Source organism: Brevibacterium yomogidense (assembly GCF_016107685.1).
Lineage (GTDB): Bacteria > Actinomycetota > Actinomycetes > Actinomycetales > Brevibacteriaceae > Brevibacterium > Brevibacterium yomogidense.
In genome coordinates, this window is sequence record NZ_JABASY010000001.1 from 566,408 (window position 1) to 584,778 (window position 18,371).

The 18,371-nt window shown below is 70.4% G+C and carries 12 protein-coding genes; 6 read left to right on the top strand and 6 right to left on the bottom strand.

The genetic code is table 11. The features are described from left to right. Positions 1–4: 4 nt before the first annotated feature. The 5 genes from JFC09_RS02400 to JFC09_RS02420 all read left to right on the top strand — a co-directional run bounded on the left by JFC09_RS02400 (position 5) and on the right by JFC09_RS02420 (position 9,931). Entirely contained in the window at positions 5–2,980 is a 2,976-nt protein-coding gene (locus tag JFC09_RS02400) for a LuxR C-terminal-related transcriptional regulator (RefSeq protein WP_198392362.1), read from the top strand. 261 nt (positions 2,981–3,241) lie between these two features. Then, entirely contained in the window at positions 3,242–6,514 is a 3,273-nt protein-coding gene (locus JFC09_RS02405) for an O-antigen ligase family protein (protein ID WP_198392363.1), read from the top strand. Beyond that, positions 6,505–8,115, top strand: coding sequence for a polysaccharide biosynthesis tyrosine autokinase (locus tag JFC09_RS02410; RefSeq protein ID WP_198392364.1), 1,611 nt, complete (start codon positions 6,505–6,507; stop codon positions 8,113–8,115). The genes JFC09_RS02405 and JFC09_RS02410 overlap by 10 nt, the downstream gene beginning before the upstream one ends. Next, on the top strand, positions 8,112–9,320 hold the full coding sequence (locus JFC09_RS02415; protein ID WP_198392365.1) for a glycosyltransferase: 1,209 nt from the start codon (positions 8,112–8,114) through the stop codon (positions 9,318–9,320). The genes JFC09_RS02410 and JFC09_RS02415 overlap by 4 nt, the downstream gene beginning before the upstream one ends. Then, positions 9,317–9,931, top strand: coding sequence for an arsenate reductase/protein-tyrosine-phosphatase family protein (locus JFC09_RS02420; RefSeq protein ID WP_198392366.1), 615 nt, complete (start codon positions 9,317–9,319; stop codon positions 9,929–9,931). The genes JFC09_RS02415 and JFC09_RS02420 overlap by 4 nt, the downstream gene beginning before the upstream one ends. A 226-nt stretch (positions 9,932–10,157) precedes the next feature. Here the strand turns inward: JFC09_RS02420 and JFC09_RS02425 are convergent, their stop codons facing one another. Further along, on the bottom strand, positions 10,158–11,648 hold the full coding sequence (locus tag JFC09_RS02425; RefSeq protein WP_332839616.1) for an MFS transporter: 1,491 nt from the start codon (positions 11,646–11,648) through the stop codon (positions 10,158–10,160). 105 nt (positions 11,649–11,753) lie between these two features. On the opposite strand from JFC09_RS02425, the gene JFC09_RS02430 reads away from it, so the two are divergent. After that, complete coding sequence (locus tag JFC09_RS02430; protein ID WP_198392367.1) at positions 11,754–12,209, top strand: MarR family winged helix-turn-helix transcriptional regulator; 456 nt, start codon at positions 11,754–11,756, stop codon at positions 12,207–12,209. Between the two features lie 55 nt (positions 12,210–12,264). On the opposite strand, the gene JFC09_RS02435 is transcribed toward JFC09_RS02430, so the two are convergent. The 5 genes from JFC09_RS02435 to JFC09_RS02455 form a co-directional block, all read right to left on the bottom strand. Then, the gene (locus tag JFC09_RS02435; protein ID WP_198392368.1) at positions 12,265–12,879 is read right to left on the bottom strand and encodes a hypothetical protein; all 615 of its coding nucleotides are present in this window, start codon (positions 12,877–12,879) and stop codon (positions 12,265–12,267) included. After that, positions 12,876–14,414, bottom strand: coding sequence for a sodium/proline symporter (locus JFC09_RS02440; protein WP_198392369.1), 1,539 nt, complete (start codon positions 14,412–14,414; stop codon positions 12,876–12,878). The genes JFC09_RS02435 and JFC09_RS02440 overlap by 4 nt, the downstream gene beginning before the upstream one ends. Then, complete coding sequence (locus JFC09_RS02445; protein ID WP_198392370.1) at positions 14,414–14,608, bottom strand: hypothetical protein; 195 nt, start codon at positions 14,606–14,608, stop codon at positions 14,414–14,416. Before JFC09_RS02445 ends, JFC09_RS02440 begins: the two co-directional genes overlap by 1 nt. A 225-nt stretch (positions 14,609–14,833) precedes the next feature. Then, positions 14,834–15,988: a TAXI family TRAP transporter solute-binding subunit gene (locus tag JFC09_RS02450; RefSeq protein ID WP_198392371.1), complete on the bottom strand. Its 1,155-nt coding sequence runs from the start codon at positions 15,986–15,988 to the stop codon at positions 14,834–14,836. Next, positions 15,985–18,105: a TRAP transporter permease gene (locus JFC09_RS02455; protein WP_198392372.1), complete on the bottom strand. Its 2,121-nt coding sequence runs from the start codon at positions 18,103–18,105 to the stop codon at positions 15,985–15,987. The genes JFC09_RS02450 and JFC09_RS02455 overlap by 4 nt, the downstream gene beginning before the upstream one ends. Positions 18,106–18,371: the final 266 nt, after the last annotated feature.

Genomic DNA, 18,371 nt, shown 5'->3' on the forward strand with positions numbered 1-18,371 from the left:
CGATATGCGTCAGAGGGACGACCACCAGGAGGACGGCGGATTCGCAGAGGAGCAGCGTCGCGTGCTGGCGCCGCTGCGGTTGCAGGCGCCGCGGGTCTCCCGGCCTTCACTCCTGCGCAGACTCGACCGCCTCACACCCCTCATGCGGGTGAGCGCACTGCCGGGGAGCGGTCGCACGACGCTGCTGGCGGACTGGGCGCTGCATCGCATGGAGCAGGGCGACCACGTGTTGTGGGTGAGCGCGCACCGGGGCCTCGATTCCTACGAGGCGTTCAACGCGCACCTCGCACAGATCGCGCGTCACGTCGTTCCCGCCGGCGCCACGGATGTGCTTCCGCTCATCTGCGACGCACACCCGCAGAGCCGGGTCATCGTCGTCGTCGACGACGGCCACCTGCTCCGGGACGCGCAGCTGCGGGCCCGGCTGGTGGACCTCTGCCGCCGCATCCCCACCCTGCACATGGTCGGGGCCTCGGACGATGTCGCGCCCCTGCCGCCGGACACGGACGGCACCCACCTGCCCGTCACCGTCGTCACCGGCCGCGACCTCATGATCACGGCCGCCGAGGCCCCCGCCTTCGCCCGCGCATGGGACCTCCCGCTGACCGAGGAGGACGCGGGCCCCTGCATCGAGGCGACAGGGGGGTGGCTGGGCCTCCTGCGCGAAGTGCTCGACGCCCGCCATGGTGCGATGACCCGTGCGTCGGCGGACTCCTCGTCCGCTGACCGGGTCGCCCCTGCCCGGGTCACCGCCGCCCGGATCCCGCCGGTCGTGTCGTCCGCGGTGCGCCGGTTCCGGGCGACGCTTCCGTCCTCCGAATCCACGGCCGCCCTGTTCTCCGCCGCCGGTGCCGCCGCGCAGCTGGGGTCCGTGACCCACGGGCTGCTCGAGCACCTCGAGCGGACACGTCCGGAGATCTGGCAGGAGATCGGGGCGGACAGACACACCCCCGTCGCCGAGGTGCTGGTCGACTCCGGTCTGCTCCGCACCCTCCCGGATCCCACCGAAGGTAAGGACGCGGACGCGCAGCGGGCGGAGACGGACCTGGGCGTGCTGATCGGTGTCGGCCCGCATGACAGCGGGCGGAGCCGACAGGAGGACTTCCTCACCGTCCCGTCCGTCCTGCGCGCTGCGCTCGCCCACGAGTTCGCGTCCACCCATCCGGTGCGCAGCCGGCAGCTCCACGACACGGCCGCCGCCTACTTCGAGGACACGGGGTGCCCGAAGAACGTCATCCGCAGCGCCCTCCACGCGCGGCGGGCACACGACTGGGCGCGGCTCGCCCGCCTGGCGGCGAGCCACGGCTGGTGGCTGGGTGCGCGGTACGGGAAGGAGATGGTCGACGCGTACGGGGGCATTCCGGACGACGCGGCCCGCACGCGCCCGGTGCTGCACATGACGCGGGCGCTGGCGCTCGCCCTGCAGCCCGCGACGATCGAGCCGGACCCGCGGTCGCCGATGGTGCAGCGGGTGTTCGCGCGTGCGGCGGATTCGCCGGTGCAGCACGCGCTGGCGGCCTCCGACCCGGACGAGCGCGCCTTCCTCATCGTCGCGATGGTCAACGCGCTGCGCCAGCGCGGGGAAGCGGAGAGGGCCCTGCGGATGAGTGAGGAGCTGAGGCCCTCGCTCACCCCGCGCTGGGACGAGGTGAGTGCCCTCAACCGTGCGTTCTTCTACCTGCAGGCGGGGCTCGCGGCGATGGATGCGGGCGACCTGCCGCGTGCGGTCCGCCGCTTCACTCGCTCCTACGAGGAGAGCACCGGGCTGCAGGCGCAGTTCGTCGCCTGCTCCGCCGCAGGGCACATCGCTCTCATCCTCGCGTTCGAGGGCAGGCCCGCTGCCGCCCTGCGGTGGGCGGAGCGCGCCGAGGACGGTGCGGCGGACGAACCGTGGATGCAGCGGGTCGTGAGCACTCCCGTCCTCCTCGCGCACGCACACGTCGCGCTCGACGAATCCGACATCGGCAGAGCGCGCGCACTGCTGCACAGGGCCGGTCCGCTCACCGCGGTCGTGGAGGCGTGGCCGCTGCTCATCGACGTGCACGCGCGGCTGGGACTCGCGACCGGCACCGCTGTGTCCACCCTCGACGCGATCGAGCACGCCGCACAGACCCGCCTGGCCGGCAGACTGCCGGGAGTGCTCGCGACCGCGCTCGTCACCCGTGCCCGCTGCGCCCTGCTCATCGCCGACGGCGAACTCACACGGGCGAAGCGACTCATCGACCGGACGCTCAGCGCAGGAACCGACGCCGGGGCCGCCGACGGACATGAGGTGGGGGCCTCCCCAGAGCCGGCCCCGGCGGTCGGATCCGGGAGCGAGCCGCGATCCGGGGCCGGCGGCGGTGAGGCGACCGGGGCCTCGGGCGCCTCACCGGGCGTGGCCGAGGACGGGACCGGCCGGGCCGAGGTGCCGGCGCTGGTGAGGGGCATGCTGTCGATCGTCGAGGCCCGGGTGTGGCTGGTCGCGGGCCGGTACGCGCAGGCGCGGCACGTGGTGGGCGCGTCGTTGGCACGGGCACCCACGCGCCGGCAGGTGCTCGACATGCTCGTCGTCGACGCGGCAGCCGCCCTTGCGCTGGGGCAGCGACAGGACGCGGCCCGCAGCATCCGCCGTGTCGTGACGATGACCCCACCCGACGAACTCGCCGCGACGATGCGGGCGATCGACCCGGACACGCGACGCGACCTCCTGGCGCTGGTGGACGGACCCCGCGGGGAGGCCCTCCCGGGACCCGACGACCAGCTCTACACCGACTCCGCCATGTACCCCGCGAGCGCTCCCCTCATCGAGCTCACGGAGCGGGAGGCGTCCGTGCTGCGCGGCCTCGCGGACGGAGCGTCGCTCGCACAGATCGCCCGCAGCGACGTCCTCTCCGTCAACACCGTGAAGAAGCAGGCGGTGAGCCTGTACCGGAAGCTCGGCGCGGACAACCGGGCGGACGCGCTGCGGACCGCCTACGAACAGGGACTCCTGGGTTGAGCTGCGGGAGTGGCCTCTTGGACTGAGCCTCTTGGGCTGAGCCTCTTGGGCTGGGCTGCGAGCGGGGTCTGCCGGGCTGAGGTGCGGGTCGCCGCAGGGCGGTGCGGGATGCCGCGCGAGGTCCCGCACGCCCGGTCATCCGCGCCCCGCGCGTGCCTAGCATCGACCTCACGCTCCCGGCTCGTCCTCGACCGCCGGCCTCATCCGAGGCCGCCTCACGAGACGCACGGGCCCTCGACGGAGCCTGTGAGGAGATCGGACATGGAGAGCAGCGCGGGTGCGTCGAGGGCGCGCCGGTTCGCTCCCCTGCGGGCGGACGGACACGACGCGGACTTCATGACGCGGGTCGATGAGGACCCCCGTCGTGAGGCCGGCGCGCGTCGCCGCGGCCGCAGGTCGCGCGGATCACGTCGCCTGCTGACGTCCCGCCCCGATGGGACGTCTCACGCGGGTGTGACCTCTCGTGCGGGTGCTCGCCCGGCGGCCGGCGCGGGAACCGTGGGGTCCGCGTCCGCAGCGGCGAACCCCATGTACCGGGTCGCCGCACTGCTGGTGAGCGCCAGCGGCATCCGGTACGCCGGCCAGCTGGTGCTCCTCGTCCTCATCGCCCGCGCCGCCGGTGCGACCGGGGTCGGCACGTACACCGTCGCGCTCGCCGTCTGCGCGCCCGTGTTCATCATCGCCGGATTCGGGATCCGCACCGTCCGACTCACACTGCGCCGCGACGTCCCGACCCGCTCCTACGAGCGTTTCCTCCTCACCTCTCTCGTCTGCGCGTGCGCGCTGGTCACCCTCATCGGGCTGTTCCTCCCCGCGAAGATCGGGATCGTCGTCCTCCTCATCGCGATCCTCCGGATCGGTGAGACGTTCATGGAGCTCTACGGGGCGATGCTGCAGCGCGGCGGACGTCCCGGCGCGATCGTCGTCGTCATCGGCACGGGCACATCCCTGCAGGTCGCGTCCGTCGCCTTCGTCTTCGCGGTGGGCGGTGGACTCGTCGCCGCACTCGCCGCGTCCGCCGCCGCCTACCTCCTGGTGCTCGTCCTCGCGACCCGCCCGCTGGCACTTGCCGCGACGACAGAGGACGGCACATCGGCCCGGCGGGCGTCAGCCGGGGGCGCTGCCCCCAGGGCTCGCACAGGTGCCGCCACCGGGTCGACCACTGCCGCCGGTACCGCCGGGGCCGCCACCGGGGCCACCGGGGACTGGCGTGTGCTCTTCGCCGCCGGCCTGCCCACGGGCATCGCGATCGGCATGATCACGCTCCTGTCCACCGTCCCCCAGTACCTGCTGGGATGGGTGGGCGGAGTCGCGGACGCGGGACGGTTCGCGGTCCTCCTCTACGTCGTCGTCGCCGTCGAAGTGCTCCTCCACGCGCTCGCCCAATCGTGGATCCCGCAGGCCCGCCGTCTGCTCGACCGCACGCAGCTCACCCCCGCCGCGGTCGCGAGGACCGCACTGCGGTGGACGTTCCTCACCGGTGTGCCGGGGCTCACGGGGCTCGCCGCTGCGGCATTCCTGCTGCCCCGCGTGCTGGGCCCGGAGTTCGCGATCACACCCGCTCTTGCCGTCCCGCTGGCCGTCACGGTCCTGCTGGTGCCGGCGTCCTTCGCGGCTGACACCGCGGTCGTCGTCCGCAACCGCTACGCGCTGTCGCTCACCGTGAGCGTCACCGCGCTCGTCATCGGCACGGCCGTCGGGGCGGTGCTGGTCGCCCTGGGGCTCTTCGATCTGCCCGCGGCGTTGTGGACGTTCGCGGTGACGATGGCCGTGCGCGCCGCCGCCGGCTTCGCGGCCGTCACTCTGTCCTCGGACCCTCGCTGGGCCGACCGGGGCGGTCGCCGCCGCCGGAGCTCACGGGGAAGTGGCCGGAACCCACGGGGGACCGGCCAGACCCCACGGGGGAGGGACCGGAGCCCATGGGGGCGCGGCTGGCGACGGTGGGGACGCGGACCGGGCCGTCCGCGTGGCCGCCTTCCGTCGCCCGGCGAGCGCGCCTCGCCCGGAACGGTGTCGCGCTCCTGGATGCCGTGGTGGTCACGTCGCCCGGTGTTCCCCGGGGGCACGCGACTCGCGGTGTCCCGCTACTGGCCCGTCCTGCCGATCGGCGTCGCAGCGGTCGCGCTCGTGGCCGCGGGCCCCCGGTGGGTGTTCGCGACGACGGCCGCCGTGCTGCTGATCCTCCTGCTCACCGTGCTGCGCGTGGGAGTCCCCCAGCTGCTGGTGATGACGGTGCCGCTCGCCTTCTACGTGACGGCCGGCGGGATGCTCGTGAACCTCGCGGTGAGCGACGTGCTCCTCCTGCTGCTCCTCGTCCGGGTCCTCGTCGACCCCGACTGCGTCCGCGCCGCGGCCCACGTGTCCGGCCCGGTGCGGGCCGCGCTCTGCGTGCTCGCGCTGCTGCTGGCCCTCACCGCTGGCACCATCCTCGTCCGCAGCAGCCTGGGCGCACCCGCGGAGTGGACGGCGTTCGCCGCGGACGCCGTCAAGCTCGTCGTCGTCATCGGCTACTTCGTCATCTGCGCCGCCGTGTTCCGCGACCTCCTGCTGCGCCGCGACTACCGCTTCCTCACGGTGTGGGCGTTCACGGCGGCAGTCGTGGGCGCACTGGGAACCGTCGGCGCGATCCTCTTCGCGCAGGGGCGTCCCACGGACCTCACGATGGACTTCCGGGCGACCGGCACGTTCGAGGACCCCAACGCGTTCGCCACCTACCTCATCATGTCCATCCCGCTGGTTCTGCTCGCCCGCCACGTCACGGGGAAGAGCCTGCTGAGCTGGCACCAGGTGCCGATCCTCGCGGGAATCGTCGCGTCGTTCTCCCGCGGGGCGCTGGTGGGGCTCGCCGCGGTGCTCGTCGTCCTCTGCGTCTTCGCGTTCCGCGACCCCGCGCTGCGGGCCCTGCGGATCGTCGCGATCCTCGCGGTGGGTGCCGCAGCCCTCTTCATCCTCGACGGGGCCGTCAGCAGCGCGTTCGAGGGCAGCCGTGGCGTGAGCTTCGACGAGGACGTCCGCTTCCGCCTCTGGGCCGCCGCGATCGACGTCTGGCTCCACGCCCCGATCGTCGGGGTGGGACTGGGCCAGTTCGTCGTGAGCTCCGAGGACCTCCTGGGCTCCGCGGGCGGGGTGCTCGCCCACAACACGTACCTGTCGGTGCTCGCGGAAGGCGGCATCGTCGGCTCCGCCCTCTACGCCGCGCTGCCGGCGCTCGCGGTCGTCGGCCTGCTGCGTCGCGGCGACACGATCGCCCGGCTGCTCCTGTCCTCCGGGGTGGGGATCGCGGTGATGGCCGTGAGTCTCAACCTCCAGAACTTCCGCCCCATCTGGCTCTTCATCGCCCTGGCGGTCGCCTGGACCGTCACCCCGCGCGACGACGAGCCTCCCTCCGCCCCGCCCAGCGCGCAACGGCTCAGCGCACACCCACCCGCCACCCACCCACGCAGAGCTGGTCCGCTCCGAGCAGGCTCGACCACCACCCACCCGCTCGTCCATCCGACCGCCACACCCTCACGAACGGAACGATCATGGAACTGAAGTCCTACCTCCGAGTCCTCAGGCAGAACATCGCGCTGCTGATCGCGGCTGCCGTCGTGGGCGGATTGGGCGGCCTGGGCGTGGGGCTGCTCGCTCCCACGATGTACACGACGCAGACGCAGCTGTTCGTGTCCATCTCGAACACCGGATCCGCGACGGAGATGCAGCAGGGGTCCACCTTCACGCAGGAGCGGATGCAGACCTACGTCGACATGGCCGACAGTCGCGCGGTCCTCAACCCGGTCATCGACCAGCTGAACCTCGACGAGACGCCCGGGAAGCTCGCGAAGCGGGTGCACGCGCAGTCGGACCCGAACACTGTCCTCATCGGGATCGAGGTCACCGACCGGTCGCCCGAGCAGGCGTCCCGCATCGCCGAGGCCGTCGCCACGAGCCTCGTCGACGTCGTCACCGCGCTCGAGGACCCCGCCGGCGCCGGCGCCTCCCCGGTGGTCCTCTCCGTCGCCGAGGCCGCAGAGGCTCCCGCTGAGCCCAGCAGCATCAGCCCCTGGGTCGCGGTCGTCCTGGGCGTCGTCGTGGGCATCGTGTTCGGGGTGGGGGCCGCACTGCTGCGGTCCGCGCTCGACACGCGACTGCGCGGCAAGGAGGCGCTGCGGAGGATCACCCGCGCACCCGTCCTCACCGCGGTGCCCGCGGATCCGTCGACCGCGCGCACACCCCTGGTGACGGACCTGCCGCCGCATTCGGCCCGCGGGGAGGCGTTCCGCCGGCTGCGGACGAACCTCAAGTACGCGCAGGTGGGGGACTCCAGCGCCTCCGTCCTCATCACCTCGTCGATCGCCGGCGAGGGGAAGACGACGACGAGCCTCAACCTCGCGATCGTCATGGCGAAGGCAGGCAAGCGGGTCGCGCTGGTCGATGCGGACCTGCGCAGGCCCCGCGTCGCCGCGATGCTGGGGCTGGAGAATGCCGCCGGGATCACGACCGCCCTCGTGGGGGCGGCAGAGGTCTCCGAACTGCTCCAGGCGTGGGGTGACGACGAGCTGTACGTCCTCACAGCCGGGGAGATCCCGCCCAACCCCACGGAGCTGCTGGAGTCCCGCCAGATGGCGCGGATCATCGCCCAGCTGACGGCGGAGTTCGACCTCGTCCTCATCGACGGCCCGCCGCTGCTGCCGGTGGCGGACGGACTGGTCCTCGCACAGCAGGTGGGACGCGTCATCGTCGTCGCCGGTGTGGGGCAGGTGCGAGTGGGCGAGGTGCAGGAGGCGTTCGGCGCCCTGTCACTGGTCGACGCGGACCGCGTGGGCGTCGTCCTCAACAAGGTGTCCGGCTCCACGCACGACGGCGGGTCGTACGCCCGGTCGTACGCCGCCTACGCGCCGGACGCGGACGCAGGTGGCACCATGACCGCCACAGGCGACGGCCCGGACGGGGGCGGCGGGAACGGGGCCCGCCGCGGCCTCGGCAGCGGGAGGACGGATGCCGGTGACCACGACCGCAGCTTCGGCGACCACGAGCGGGGCGGCGTGCGAGGCGGAGGTGACGACGACCTCGGCGACGGGGGCGGACTCCGGGAGACGGAGGACCATCTCATCGACGCTGTCGATGGGAACCTGATGAGGAGGGGACGGGTATGAGGATCGGGCTGCTCACGAGCGTCGGGCCGATGCTCGACCAGTTCTTCCCGGAGATCGTCCGCGAGTGGGAGGCGGCCGGACACACGGTGCGCACCGCGGCCGGAGACCCGGCGGAGACGCTGCCCGGCACCGTGATCGACGGGCTCACGCGCAGGCCGGCGCTCACCACGCGGCGGGCGCAGCGAGCACTGCGGGCGTGGAGCGAGGCGGAGGAGCTGGACGTCGTCGTGACCAATTCGGCGACCGCATCCGCGCTGGTGAGAACGGCGGGACTGCAGACACCGATCGTGTACTTCTGCCACGGCCTGCACTGGAACCGGCTGCGGGGGCCGCAGGACCGGGTGTGGGAGACCGTCGAGCACCAGCTGCTGGCGCGGACCACCGGCGTGCTCACGCTGAACTCCGACGACGAGGCGTGGTTCCGGCAGAGGATGCCCGCCCACACGGTGCACCGGCTGCACGCGGGAGTGGGGCTGGACCTCGCGAAGTACCCGCGCAGACCGCTGCCCGGCCACGGAGCCCTGCAGCTCGTGTGGATCGGCGAGCACACGAAGCGGAAGCGCCCCTGGCACGCACTCGACGTCGTCGCGGAGCTGGAGGCCCTCGGGATCGACGTGCGACTCACGATGGTGGGGGACGGTGCTCTGCTGGATGCGACGCGGACGGACGTGTCGCGGAAGGGACTGGAGCGGTCGGTGCGGGTGCCAGGGTGGGGTGATGCCTCGGCGGAACTGGCCGGTGCGCACGCCCTCATCCACACGGCGACGTGGGAAGGGCTGCCGCGTGTCATGCTCGAAGCGGTCGCGGTGGGCAGGCGCACGTACGCCTTCGACGTGAAGGGTGTGCGGGACGTGCCGTACGCAAGACTCCTGGACGACGGGGACACCGCGGGCATGGCGGCGGCGATCGCGGCGGACTGGGAATCGGGAGAGCTGTGGCGACCCGTCGACGCGGACGCGTCAGGGCTGTGCTCGAAGGGCGTCGCGGCGGAGATGCTCGGTTTCCTGCGCGGGGTGATCGTCCCGGCGGGCGTGGGTGAGATCCGCGGCGGGGCTGCGGGTGGGCGACGCGGCGCGGATGCGAGTGGGCGACGCGGTGCGAGTGCGAGTGGCTCGCCGGGTGGTGCCGTGGCCGGTTCGCCCCGTGGTGCCGCTGGTGGTGCCGTGGACGGCCCTCCGGACCGAGGAGGGACGGCAGCGGCATGAGCGCGACGTGGGCGGTGGGTGGGGACGTCATGCGGGTGCTGGCGGTGTGTACCGGCAACGTGTGCCGGTCGCCGCTGGTCGAACGGGTGCTGCAGGCGGGATTCGACGACATCGCGCCGGGAGCGTTCGCGGTGCGCAGTGCGGGAGTGGAGGCGCTCGTGGGGTCGCGGACGACCTCGGAGATCGCGGCGCTGGCGGAGAGGATGGGCGTGCCGATCGACGATTTCCGCGCCCGCGCGCTGGACGTCGACGAGGTGAAGGAGGCGGACCTCGTGCTCGCCCTGGACCGGGGGCATCGCGCGGCCATCGTCGAACGGGTGCCGCAGGCGCTCAAGAAGACGTTCACCCTGCGGGAGCTCGCCCGCCTGCTGCCGCAGGTTCCGGTGGAGCGGAACGCGTGGCCGCATCAGCGCTGGCAGTCGGCGGTCGTGTGGGCGGCCCGGCGGCGCCGCGCTGTGGCGGGAGATCCCTACGCGGACGATGTGGTCGACCCGTTCCACCAGCCCGAATCAGTCCTCTGGGAGATGGCCGGCCAGCTGGTGCCCGCCGTCGACGCGATCCTCCAGTGGGAGCGCCGCGCGGTGGGGATGATCGGGATGGGGGTGGATTAGGGGGCTGTGCCACAGTGCGGTGTCTCGCGACCGGCCGTCTACTGGTTCGACGTCTCGCGACCGGCCGCTCACTGGTTCGACGTCTCGCGACCGGCCGCTCACTGGTTCGACACACCGTTGCCTGCGGCGGTGGCTCGAACCAGTCGACGGTGTTTCGGCGGAGAGCCACTCAGTCCGCTGTGACCCACACGGGAATTTCTCCCGCACGCGCCCCACGCGGTGCGTCTCACGCGTGCGACGACCTGCGGGTCGTGCCTCGTTGGTACGGGATGAAGGAGGCGATCGTGACGGCGATGAGTGCCACGCTGCCTCCGATGAGGTAGGAGATGCGGAAGCCGGCCTCGGACATGACGGCCTCTCCGCCGATGGTGAGTGTGACCGCTGCCAGCACCGCGCCCACGACTGCGGATCCGGTGGAGCTGCCGATCTGGCGCATGAGCGTGTTGAAGCTGTTCGCAGAACCGGTGGCCGCGGGATCCACGGATCGCATGATGAGAGCCGGCATCGCGCCGTACGCGATGCCGATCCCGCCCTTGATGATCATGTGACCGATCATCAGCCCGACCGCGCTGGAGAGGACGACCTGCATGGTGCCGTAGCCGGACGCGATGATGAGGATGCCGGTGATGAGGGCGACCTTGGGTCCCTTCGCGTTTATGAGGCGACCGCCCACGGGCGCCAGCAGCATCTGGATGACACCGCCGGGCAGCAGGAGGAGACCCGCGGCGAGCAGGGAGATTCCCAGTCCCGGTCCGTCGCCCACCGGCAGCTGGAGCAGCTGCGGCGTCGCGACGAGTGTGATGTACATGGCCATGCCGGTGAAGATCGACGCGATGTTGGTCAGCAGGACGACGGGTGTGAGCGCTGCCCGGAGGTCGACCAGGGGCTGGGCGGTCCGCAGCTCCCACGCGGCCCAGGTGACGAGGGACGAGGCGGCGAGTGCGAACGCGCTGATCGTCACCCAGGCGGTCCACCCCCACACGGATCCCTGCGACACGGCGATGAGGAACGAGACGAGCCCGACCGCCAGGAGCAGTGCCCCCAGGGCGTCGAAGCGCTGGCCAGGGGCCGGAGGCATACCTGCGGGCACGAAGAGTGCGATGAGAAGGACCATGATCGCGCTGAGTCCGACGAAGATCCAGAACAGCGCGCGCCAGTCGAAGAACTGCGCGAAGCCTGCGGACAGGGGCAGCGCGATGCCCCCGCCGATCCCCATCGACGCGCTGGCCAGGGCGATCGCGGTCGCACGGCGGTGCGGTGGGACGACGTCCTGGAGCAGTGCGATGGCGACGGGGATCGCACCGATCGACATGCCCTGGAGGGCCCTGCCGACCAGCATGACCGGCAGGTTCGTCGCGACTGCGGAGATCGCACAGCCGAGCAGCATGGGGATCAGGAGTCCGACGATGACGGTCTTCTTCCCGAGCATGTCGCCCAGGCGTCCGGCGATCGGGGTGGTCACTGCTCCGGCGAGCAGGGTCGCGGTGACCGCCCAGGTGAAGGCAGCGGGTGTGGTGCCCAGCTGCGGCGGGAGGATCGTGAGGAGGGGTGCGATGAGCGACTGCATCATCGCGACGAGTGTGCACATGAACGCGAGGAGTGCGATCACGCGTACGGGTGACTGGGCGCGCGGGGGAGCCGTGTGAGGACTGGATGAGTCGAGGTCGGTGGGGGACGAGGTGGCCGCAGCCGCGCGCATGGGTCTCCAGACGATCACGCATTTGTAGGATGCAATTTCATTGCAGTATACAAACCTCCCGGTGGGGCCGGAAGGGGCGGGTCGGGATGTGTGCGGCGAGCGCGACCCTGCGACAATGGCGTGATGCAGGACGATGTGCTCGAGACGCTCGTGCGGGAGCAGATGCTCTTCACACGGTTCGTTCTCCACGGGGTGGCCCCCAAGGACAGGGACGTGCCACTGGACCGCAGTGCTGTCATCCTCCTGTCGCGGCTGCAGGCGCAGGGGGCGATGACCGTGGCGGAACTCGCGGAGGCGTTCGATCTGGACGTCTCGACCATCCACCGTCAGACCGCTGCGGCGATGAAGGCGGGGCTGCTGGAGCGGATCGCGGATCCGGACGGCGGGATCGCGCGCAAGCTGCGACCGACCGATGAGGGGCGACGGCGCCTGTCGGCGGAGCTGGAAGCGCGGAAGTCGGGCTTCGGCCGGATCCTCGACGACTGGTCGGACGAGGAGGCCCGGGACTTCGTGCAGTATCTGCAGCGGTACAACGAGGCGGTGGAGCGGCGCCGCGGCAAGGGCTGGCCGCGCGACTGACGGTCGGATCAGGGAACCCGCGGCCAGCCGCCCACCCTCAGATTCCTGTAGCGCCTCACGCCCTCAGCGCGTAGTGCCGTCCCGTCAGTCCGTCGAGGATGATCTCGACCGGTTTGTCCTCCCGCGTGCCGGTGAGCCACCAGTTGGGCTTGCCGAACAGGAACGGCTCCCGCAGCGGGTGGAGCTTCCCGGGCGCCCCGAGTCGCCGCCCCCGCAGGAGGAAGCTGCGGACCAGGTCGCGTGCGGCCCGCTCCGCCCGCGCGTCGTCCAGCACGCGCACCGGATCGGTCACGGTCCCGGCAGCCGGTGATTCCGAACCAACCGTGCCCGAGGCGCCCGCCCCACCCGCGTGGGTCGCACCGTTCGTGGCCCTCGCGGTGGCTTTCGCCTCGGCGATCGGGACGAAGGTGATGTGGTCCCACGGTTCCGCGCCGTACGCGCGTCCGCCCACCAGGTCGACGATCGCGTGGGCGGTGGCGGACTCGTCGCGCTTCCGCACCTCGTACGCGGCGGCGAGCATCGGGTGGTGGTAGAGCTGTGCGCGCGCGTCCTCGATGCCGGACTGCCGCTTGCGCAGCCATGCGAGAGCACGCGTTTCGTCGATGCGGGTCGGCCAGGCCAGGGTGGGCGCCGGAGCACCCACCCTGGCCTGCTGCGGTGAGAACGTCACGCGGGGTCACCGGGACGCTGCGTGGCGAGCTTCGCGTCCTCCCCGATCGCCAGGTGCTTCGGGATGGGCGCGACCCGCATCGTCTCCTCGACGGCTGCGAGGACCTCGGGCGGGACCGGGTGCGACTTCTGGGTCGCCAGCGATCCGATGATGATGCCCAGCACGGAGGCGACGATGCCGGCCATCATCGGATCGATGCCGTACGCGTCGCCGGTGCCCAGCAGCTGGGCGCCCACGGCACCGGCGGCACCCGCGAGCATCGAGATGATGGCGCCCGGCGTGTTCGCCTTCTTCCACCACACGGCGCACACGTATGCCGGGACGAACGCGGATCCCATCGTGGAGGTCGCGAAGACGACCAGGTCGAAGACTCCCGGCGGCTGGATCATCGCGAGGATGAGTCCCACGATCGCGATGACGAAGATGACGATGCGGGAGATGTTGACCGCGGCCTTCTCGCTGAGGTTCTTGATGAGCGTCCCACCCAGATCCTGCGAGGCGATCGTGCCGGCCTGCAGGAGGATCGAATCCGCTGTCGACATGATCGCAGCCATGATCGCCGCCATCACCAGTCCCACCGCGAACGGCGGGAGGACGACCTGCGCGACCTCGAAGATCGCGAGCTCCGGGTTGTCGAGGTTCGGCACGATGAGCAGGGCGAACATGCCGATGAGGTAGGCGCCCGGGATGAAGAGCAGGTTGAACCCGGTCGACCAGAGGCCGGCCTTGCGGGCGATCGACGGACGCTTCATCGACATGTGACCCACGTTCACGTGCGGGTAGCCCATGTAGCCGATCGAGAAGATGAGCAGCGCGCCCAGGATGACGCCCCACTCGCCGAAGTACTGGTTGTCCGCGCCCCACATGGTGAGCAGGTTCGCGTTGAGCTCCCCGACACCTTCGTGGCCGGCGGTCAGTCCGCCCACGTGCTGGACGGTGGAGATGAGGATCCACAGCATGCCGATCACCATGATGATGGCCTGCAGGAACCCGGTGTAGGCGACGGCGAGGTAGCCGCCCAGGAACGTGTAGATGAGGATGATCGACACGGAGAGGATGAGCGAGGTGTTGAGGCCCAGACCGGTGACTGAGGACAGCCCCTGCCCACCGGCCAGCAGCTGCGCCAGCACGTAGAGGAAGAGGCAGATCAGTGCGATCGGTCCGGCGATGAGCTTCGTCCAGATGGACGGGTAGCGGCGCTCCAGGTAGCCGATCGAGGTGATCGACCCCAGCAGGTGTGACAGCTTGCGCATCCGCCTGCCGATGATCGACAGGTTGAGGACGCCGCCGCCCAGGTCGCCCAGCGCGAACCACATGCCGTAGTAGCCCTGGCTGTAGCCCAGGCCACCGGCGCCCAGGAACATGTAGCCGGACATCGATGTGGACTGCATGCGCAGCGCGGTGACGGGGGCGCCCAGGCTGCGGCCGCCCAGCAGGTAGCCCGTGCGGTCCTTCGAGCTGCGACGGCTCACGGCGATGCCGATGCCGATGACCGCGACGAAGTAGATGAGGATGAAGACGATCTCGACACTCATCAGATCCGCCCTCCTTCCGCAGCGGGCCCGTCGAGCGGACCGGCGGTGCCGGGCTGTGGGGCGGTGCCCTGTGCCCGGTCGGACGCGTCGTAGTCCGCGTCTTCGATCGCCCAGTTCGATGTCCTCACGTAGAAGACGATCGTGTAGGCGACCCAGAACAGCATGACGCCGCCCATGATCAGTGTGGTGCTCATCGGGAGCCCGAACATATCGGGGGTCCTCCTTCGACTTCGTTGTCTGTGAATATTCACAACATCACCTCACAGGAGGATGATGCGCGTCAACCGCGTCTCATGAGTGGCAGCGCCGTTGCTTCGTGCAGGTCGGGTTGTGATCGACGTGAACGGTTCCATCCCATCTGATGTCGCCCGCACACGGTCGGGTCAGCCGATCGGTCCCCTGGTCGGGCCCTCGTCCGGTCAGCTGATGGCGTTCGGGTCGTCGGTGATCTTGCCGAGGTCGTGCTCGGCACGCCAGTCGATCCAGAGCGCCAGCTCCTCGTCTTCGGGCGGGTCGGTCTTCTGGAAGGCCGCCCACTGCTCGTCGAGCTGCTCACCGCGCTCCAGGAGCTCGTCCTGCTTCTCCTGCGCCTCCGGCGTCCACCGGTCGTGCTCCTCCAGCCACCGGATGAGGCCGGGGTGGAACGGTGCCTCCCGCGGCACGTCCTCGACGTCCTCGGGGTTCCACCGGGGGGTGTTGATCGTCGTGTCCTCGTACAGCGGGAACCCTTCGGCCATCGCGGACACCAGGGCGTACACCTCGTCGTCGGGGGTGTCGTCGTACGCCGTGATGGGGAGGGTGTAGACGAAGCCGTAGGTCTCCTCGTCCTCCTCCTGCGCGGGCGCGTCCTCGAACGGGAGGATGTTGACGGACGGGGCGAGCTCGTCGACCCGCTCGACAGCCTCCTCGTCGTCCGGGTCGAGGCCGACCCATGACACGTCCACCTGGGATTCGAGCTCGTAGAGCGTCGCGCCGTACACCTGCTGGTAGAGGACGTCGATCTGGCCCTGCTGGAGAGCCTCGGGCTGCTCGCCGTAGGCGATGTTCACCTCGGTGACGTCGTCCCGCGTGAGCCCGCCGTAGGCGAGGTACGCGTCGATCTTGCCGTTCACCGACGGGTTCGCGGTCACCTTGGGGATCTTCTTGCCCTTGAGGTCCGCGGGCGACTCGATGCCGTCCGCGGTGCGCGTCAGCAGGGAGTGCGGGGACAGCGGCGCCCACACGACACGGGTGTCCTGGGGTCCCCAGTCCTCGTTCGCGAACTCGTTGAGGCCCTCGAATCCGAAGATGTACTCGTCGCCCAGACGGCCCATCGCCGCGGCACCGGACTTCATCGCCGCCATGCGGCCGATCGCCGTGTCCGAGGTGATGATGCGAACGCGTGCGCCCGTCTCCCGGGAGACGGCGTCAGACACCGCCGCAGTGTCCGCGTACGTGGACGTGCCCGTGCCGTAGGTGGAGATGACGAAGGGGTCGCGGATGCCGCCGATCATCGTCGTCTCGCTGGTTCCGCAGCCGGACAGCAGCAGCGCCGAGGCCGCGGTCGCCGCGGCGAGGATGCGCAGTCGTCTCATGCGTCAGCCTTCTTCCTGGAGTTCGTGGTGAGGTTCTTCGCTGCCGGGGTGATGTGCGGTCCGCGCGTGCCCATGACGATGGCGAGGATGATCGCGACGACTCCCAGCCCCACCCCGATGAGGTGCGAGGTCATCTGCGGCCACAGCAGGAACGCACCGGCTGCGGCGGCCACGATGCGGACCAGGATGCCGATCCTGCGGCTGCCGATCGTGAGGTAGCCCTCGAACGCACTCGCGAGGAAGTAGATGCCGATCATCGCGGTCACCAGCGACAGCAGGATCTCGCCCACGGAGGACTCCTGTGCGACCAGGGCCGGGTTGACGGCGAACGCGAACGGGATGATGTACTTCACCGCCCCCAATCGCATCGCGGTGATCGAGGTCGACATGGCGGGAGTCCCCGCGATGTTCGCCGCGGCGAACGACGCCAGCGCCACCGGTGGGGTGATGTAGGAGACCGTCGCCCAGTAGATGACGAACAGGTGGGCCGCGATCGGGTTGACGCCCAGGGCGACGAGTGCCGGCGCCATGACGATTGCCAGCAGGACGTACACCGCGGACACGGTCATGCCCATGCCCAGCACGAAGCTCGTGAGCGCACCGGCGATGAGGATGAGGGCGAGGTTGTCGCCCACGAGGTTGACCAGCTCACGGGCCAGCGACAGCGAGACACCGGTCATGGACAGGCCACCCACGATGAGGCCCACACCCGCGATGATCCCGATGATCTCCGCGATCGTCTTGCCGGAGGCGTAGACGAAGTTGAGGAACGAGGTCGGGGTCAGCCGGAAGCGCTTCATGAACAGCATGCAGACGAGCAGGAACGCGATCGTCCAGAACGGCGCCTGCGATTCGTTGTTCATGACGACCAGCAGGAAGATCAGCCCGACGAGCGCCACGATGTAGGGCAGGCCGAAGACGACGGTGCGCCCGATCTTGGGCAGTTCCGCCTTGGGCATGCCCCGCAGCCCGGACTTCGCGGAGTACGCGTCGACCTGGAGGAAGATGCCCCAGTAGTAGAGGAAAGCGGGGATCGCGGCGGCCAGCGCGATCTGTGCGTAGGGCACACCGACGAAGGAGACCATGAGGAACGCGGCGGTGCCCATGATCGGGGGCGTGATCGTGCCGCCCGTCGCGGCGGTCGCCTCGATGCCCGCGGCGTACTTCGGGGGGAACCCGGAGCGCTTCATCGCGGGGATCGTCATGGGCCCGGTGGTGAGCACGTTGGACACGGCCGAACCGGACATCATGCCCATCGCGGCCGACGACACGACGGAGACCTTCGCGGAGCCGCCGCGGTAGCGGCCGAAGGCGCTCATCGCGAGGTCGTAGAAGAACAGGGCGCCGCCGGAGAACTGCAGGGCGACACCGAACATGAGGAAGCCCACGAGGATGCTGGCGGCGGTCTGCAGGGGCAGGCCCAGGATGGAGTCGACGCCCATCGCGTGGATCTGCGCGGTGAGGTCCATGCGGAAGGGGATGCCCTGGAGGAAGCTCACGGGGATACCGGCCGCGAAGACGGGGTAGAGGGAGAACACGAGCGCGATGCCGGTGACGATGAGGCCCGCGGTGCGGCGGAGGGTCTCCAGCACGAGCACCCACAGGAGGAAGGCGAACACGGTCGCGGTCGGGGGCGCGACGTAGTCCCAGCCGCGCTCGAAGATCCGCTGGCCGTTCATCCCGTAGTAGATCGTGGTGATCATGATGAGGACGGCTAGTGCGATGTCGTACCAGGGCACGGAGGTGCGTGCGGTCTTCCCGCCGGGCAGCTTCTTGATCGGGTAGATGATGAACACGATCGGCAGGAACGCGGCCAGCAGGTAGTACAGGAAGCTGTTGGTGAGGATGTTCGTGCCGCCAAGGTTCCAGAAGAACACCTGGTTGAGGACGAGGACGACGCCCACGACGGTGAGGACCATGACCGTGACGCGCCAGAAGAGGGGCAGGTGCGTCCCGGTGTTCGCCGGGTCCCGGTCGAAGTCCAGCTGCTCGTCCACGTCGACCGTCGCGTCGGCAGGCGCGCCTGCGGGGGCGGTGGCGGTCGCTACTGCGCCGGGGTCGGTGTCGGGCGCCGGGTGCTCCGTGCCGCCGTCGGATCTGTTGTCTGCTGTGCTCATGAGCACCTCTCCGTCGAGGACGTGTCCGGGATGGTCGATATCACACGGGAAGGCGAGGAAGAAGGGGGTTCGGTGTTCCTCGTCACCCGTGAAGAACGTCGGCAATGCTACCCAAGATGTGAGGTGGCTCAATGGCGTCTCAGCGGCCCGACCGGTCAGGCGTGAACCGTCATATTCACGATGGAGAGCACTCATGACGGACGCTCGACCAATGAGTGGTCTTATGACCGAAGTGGATCGAATATGCTGTCATTAGATTCACACCC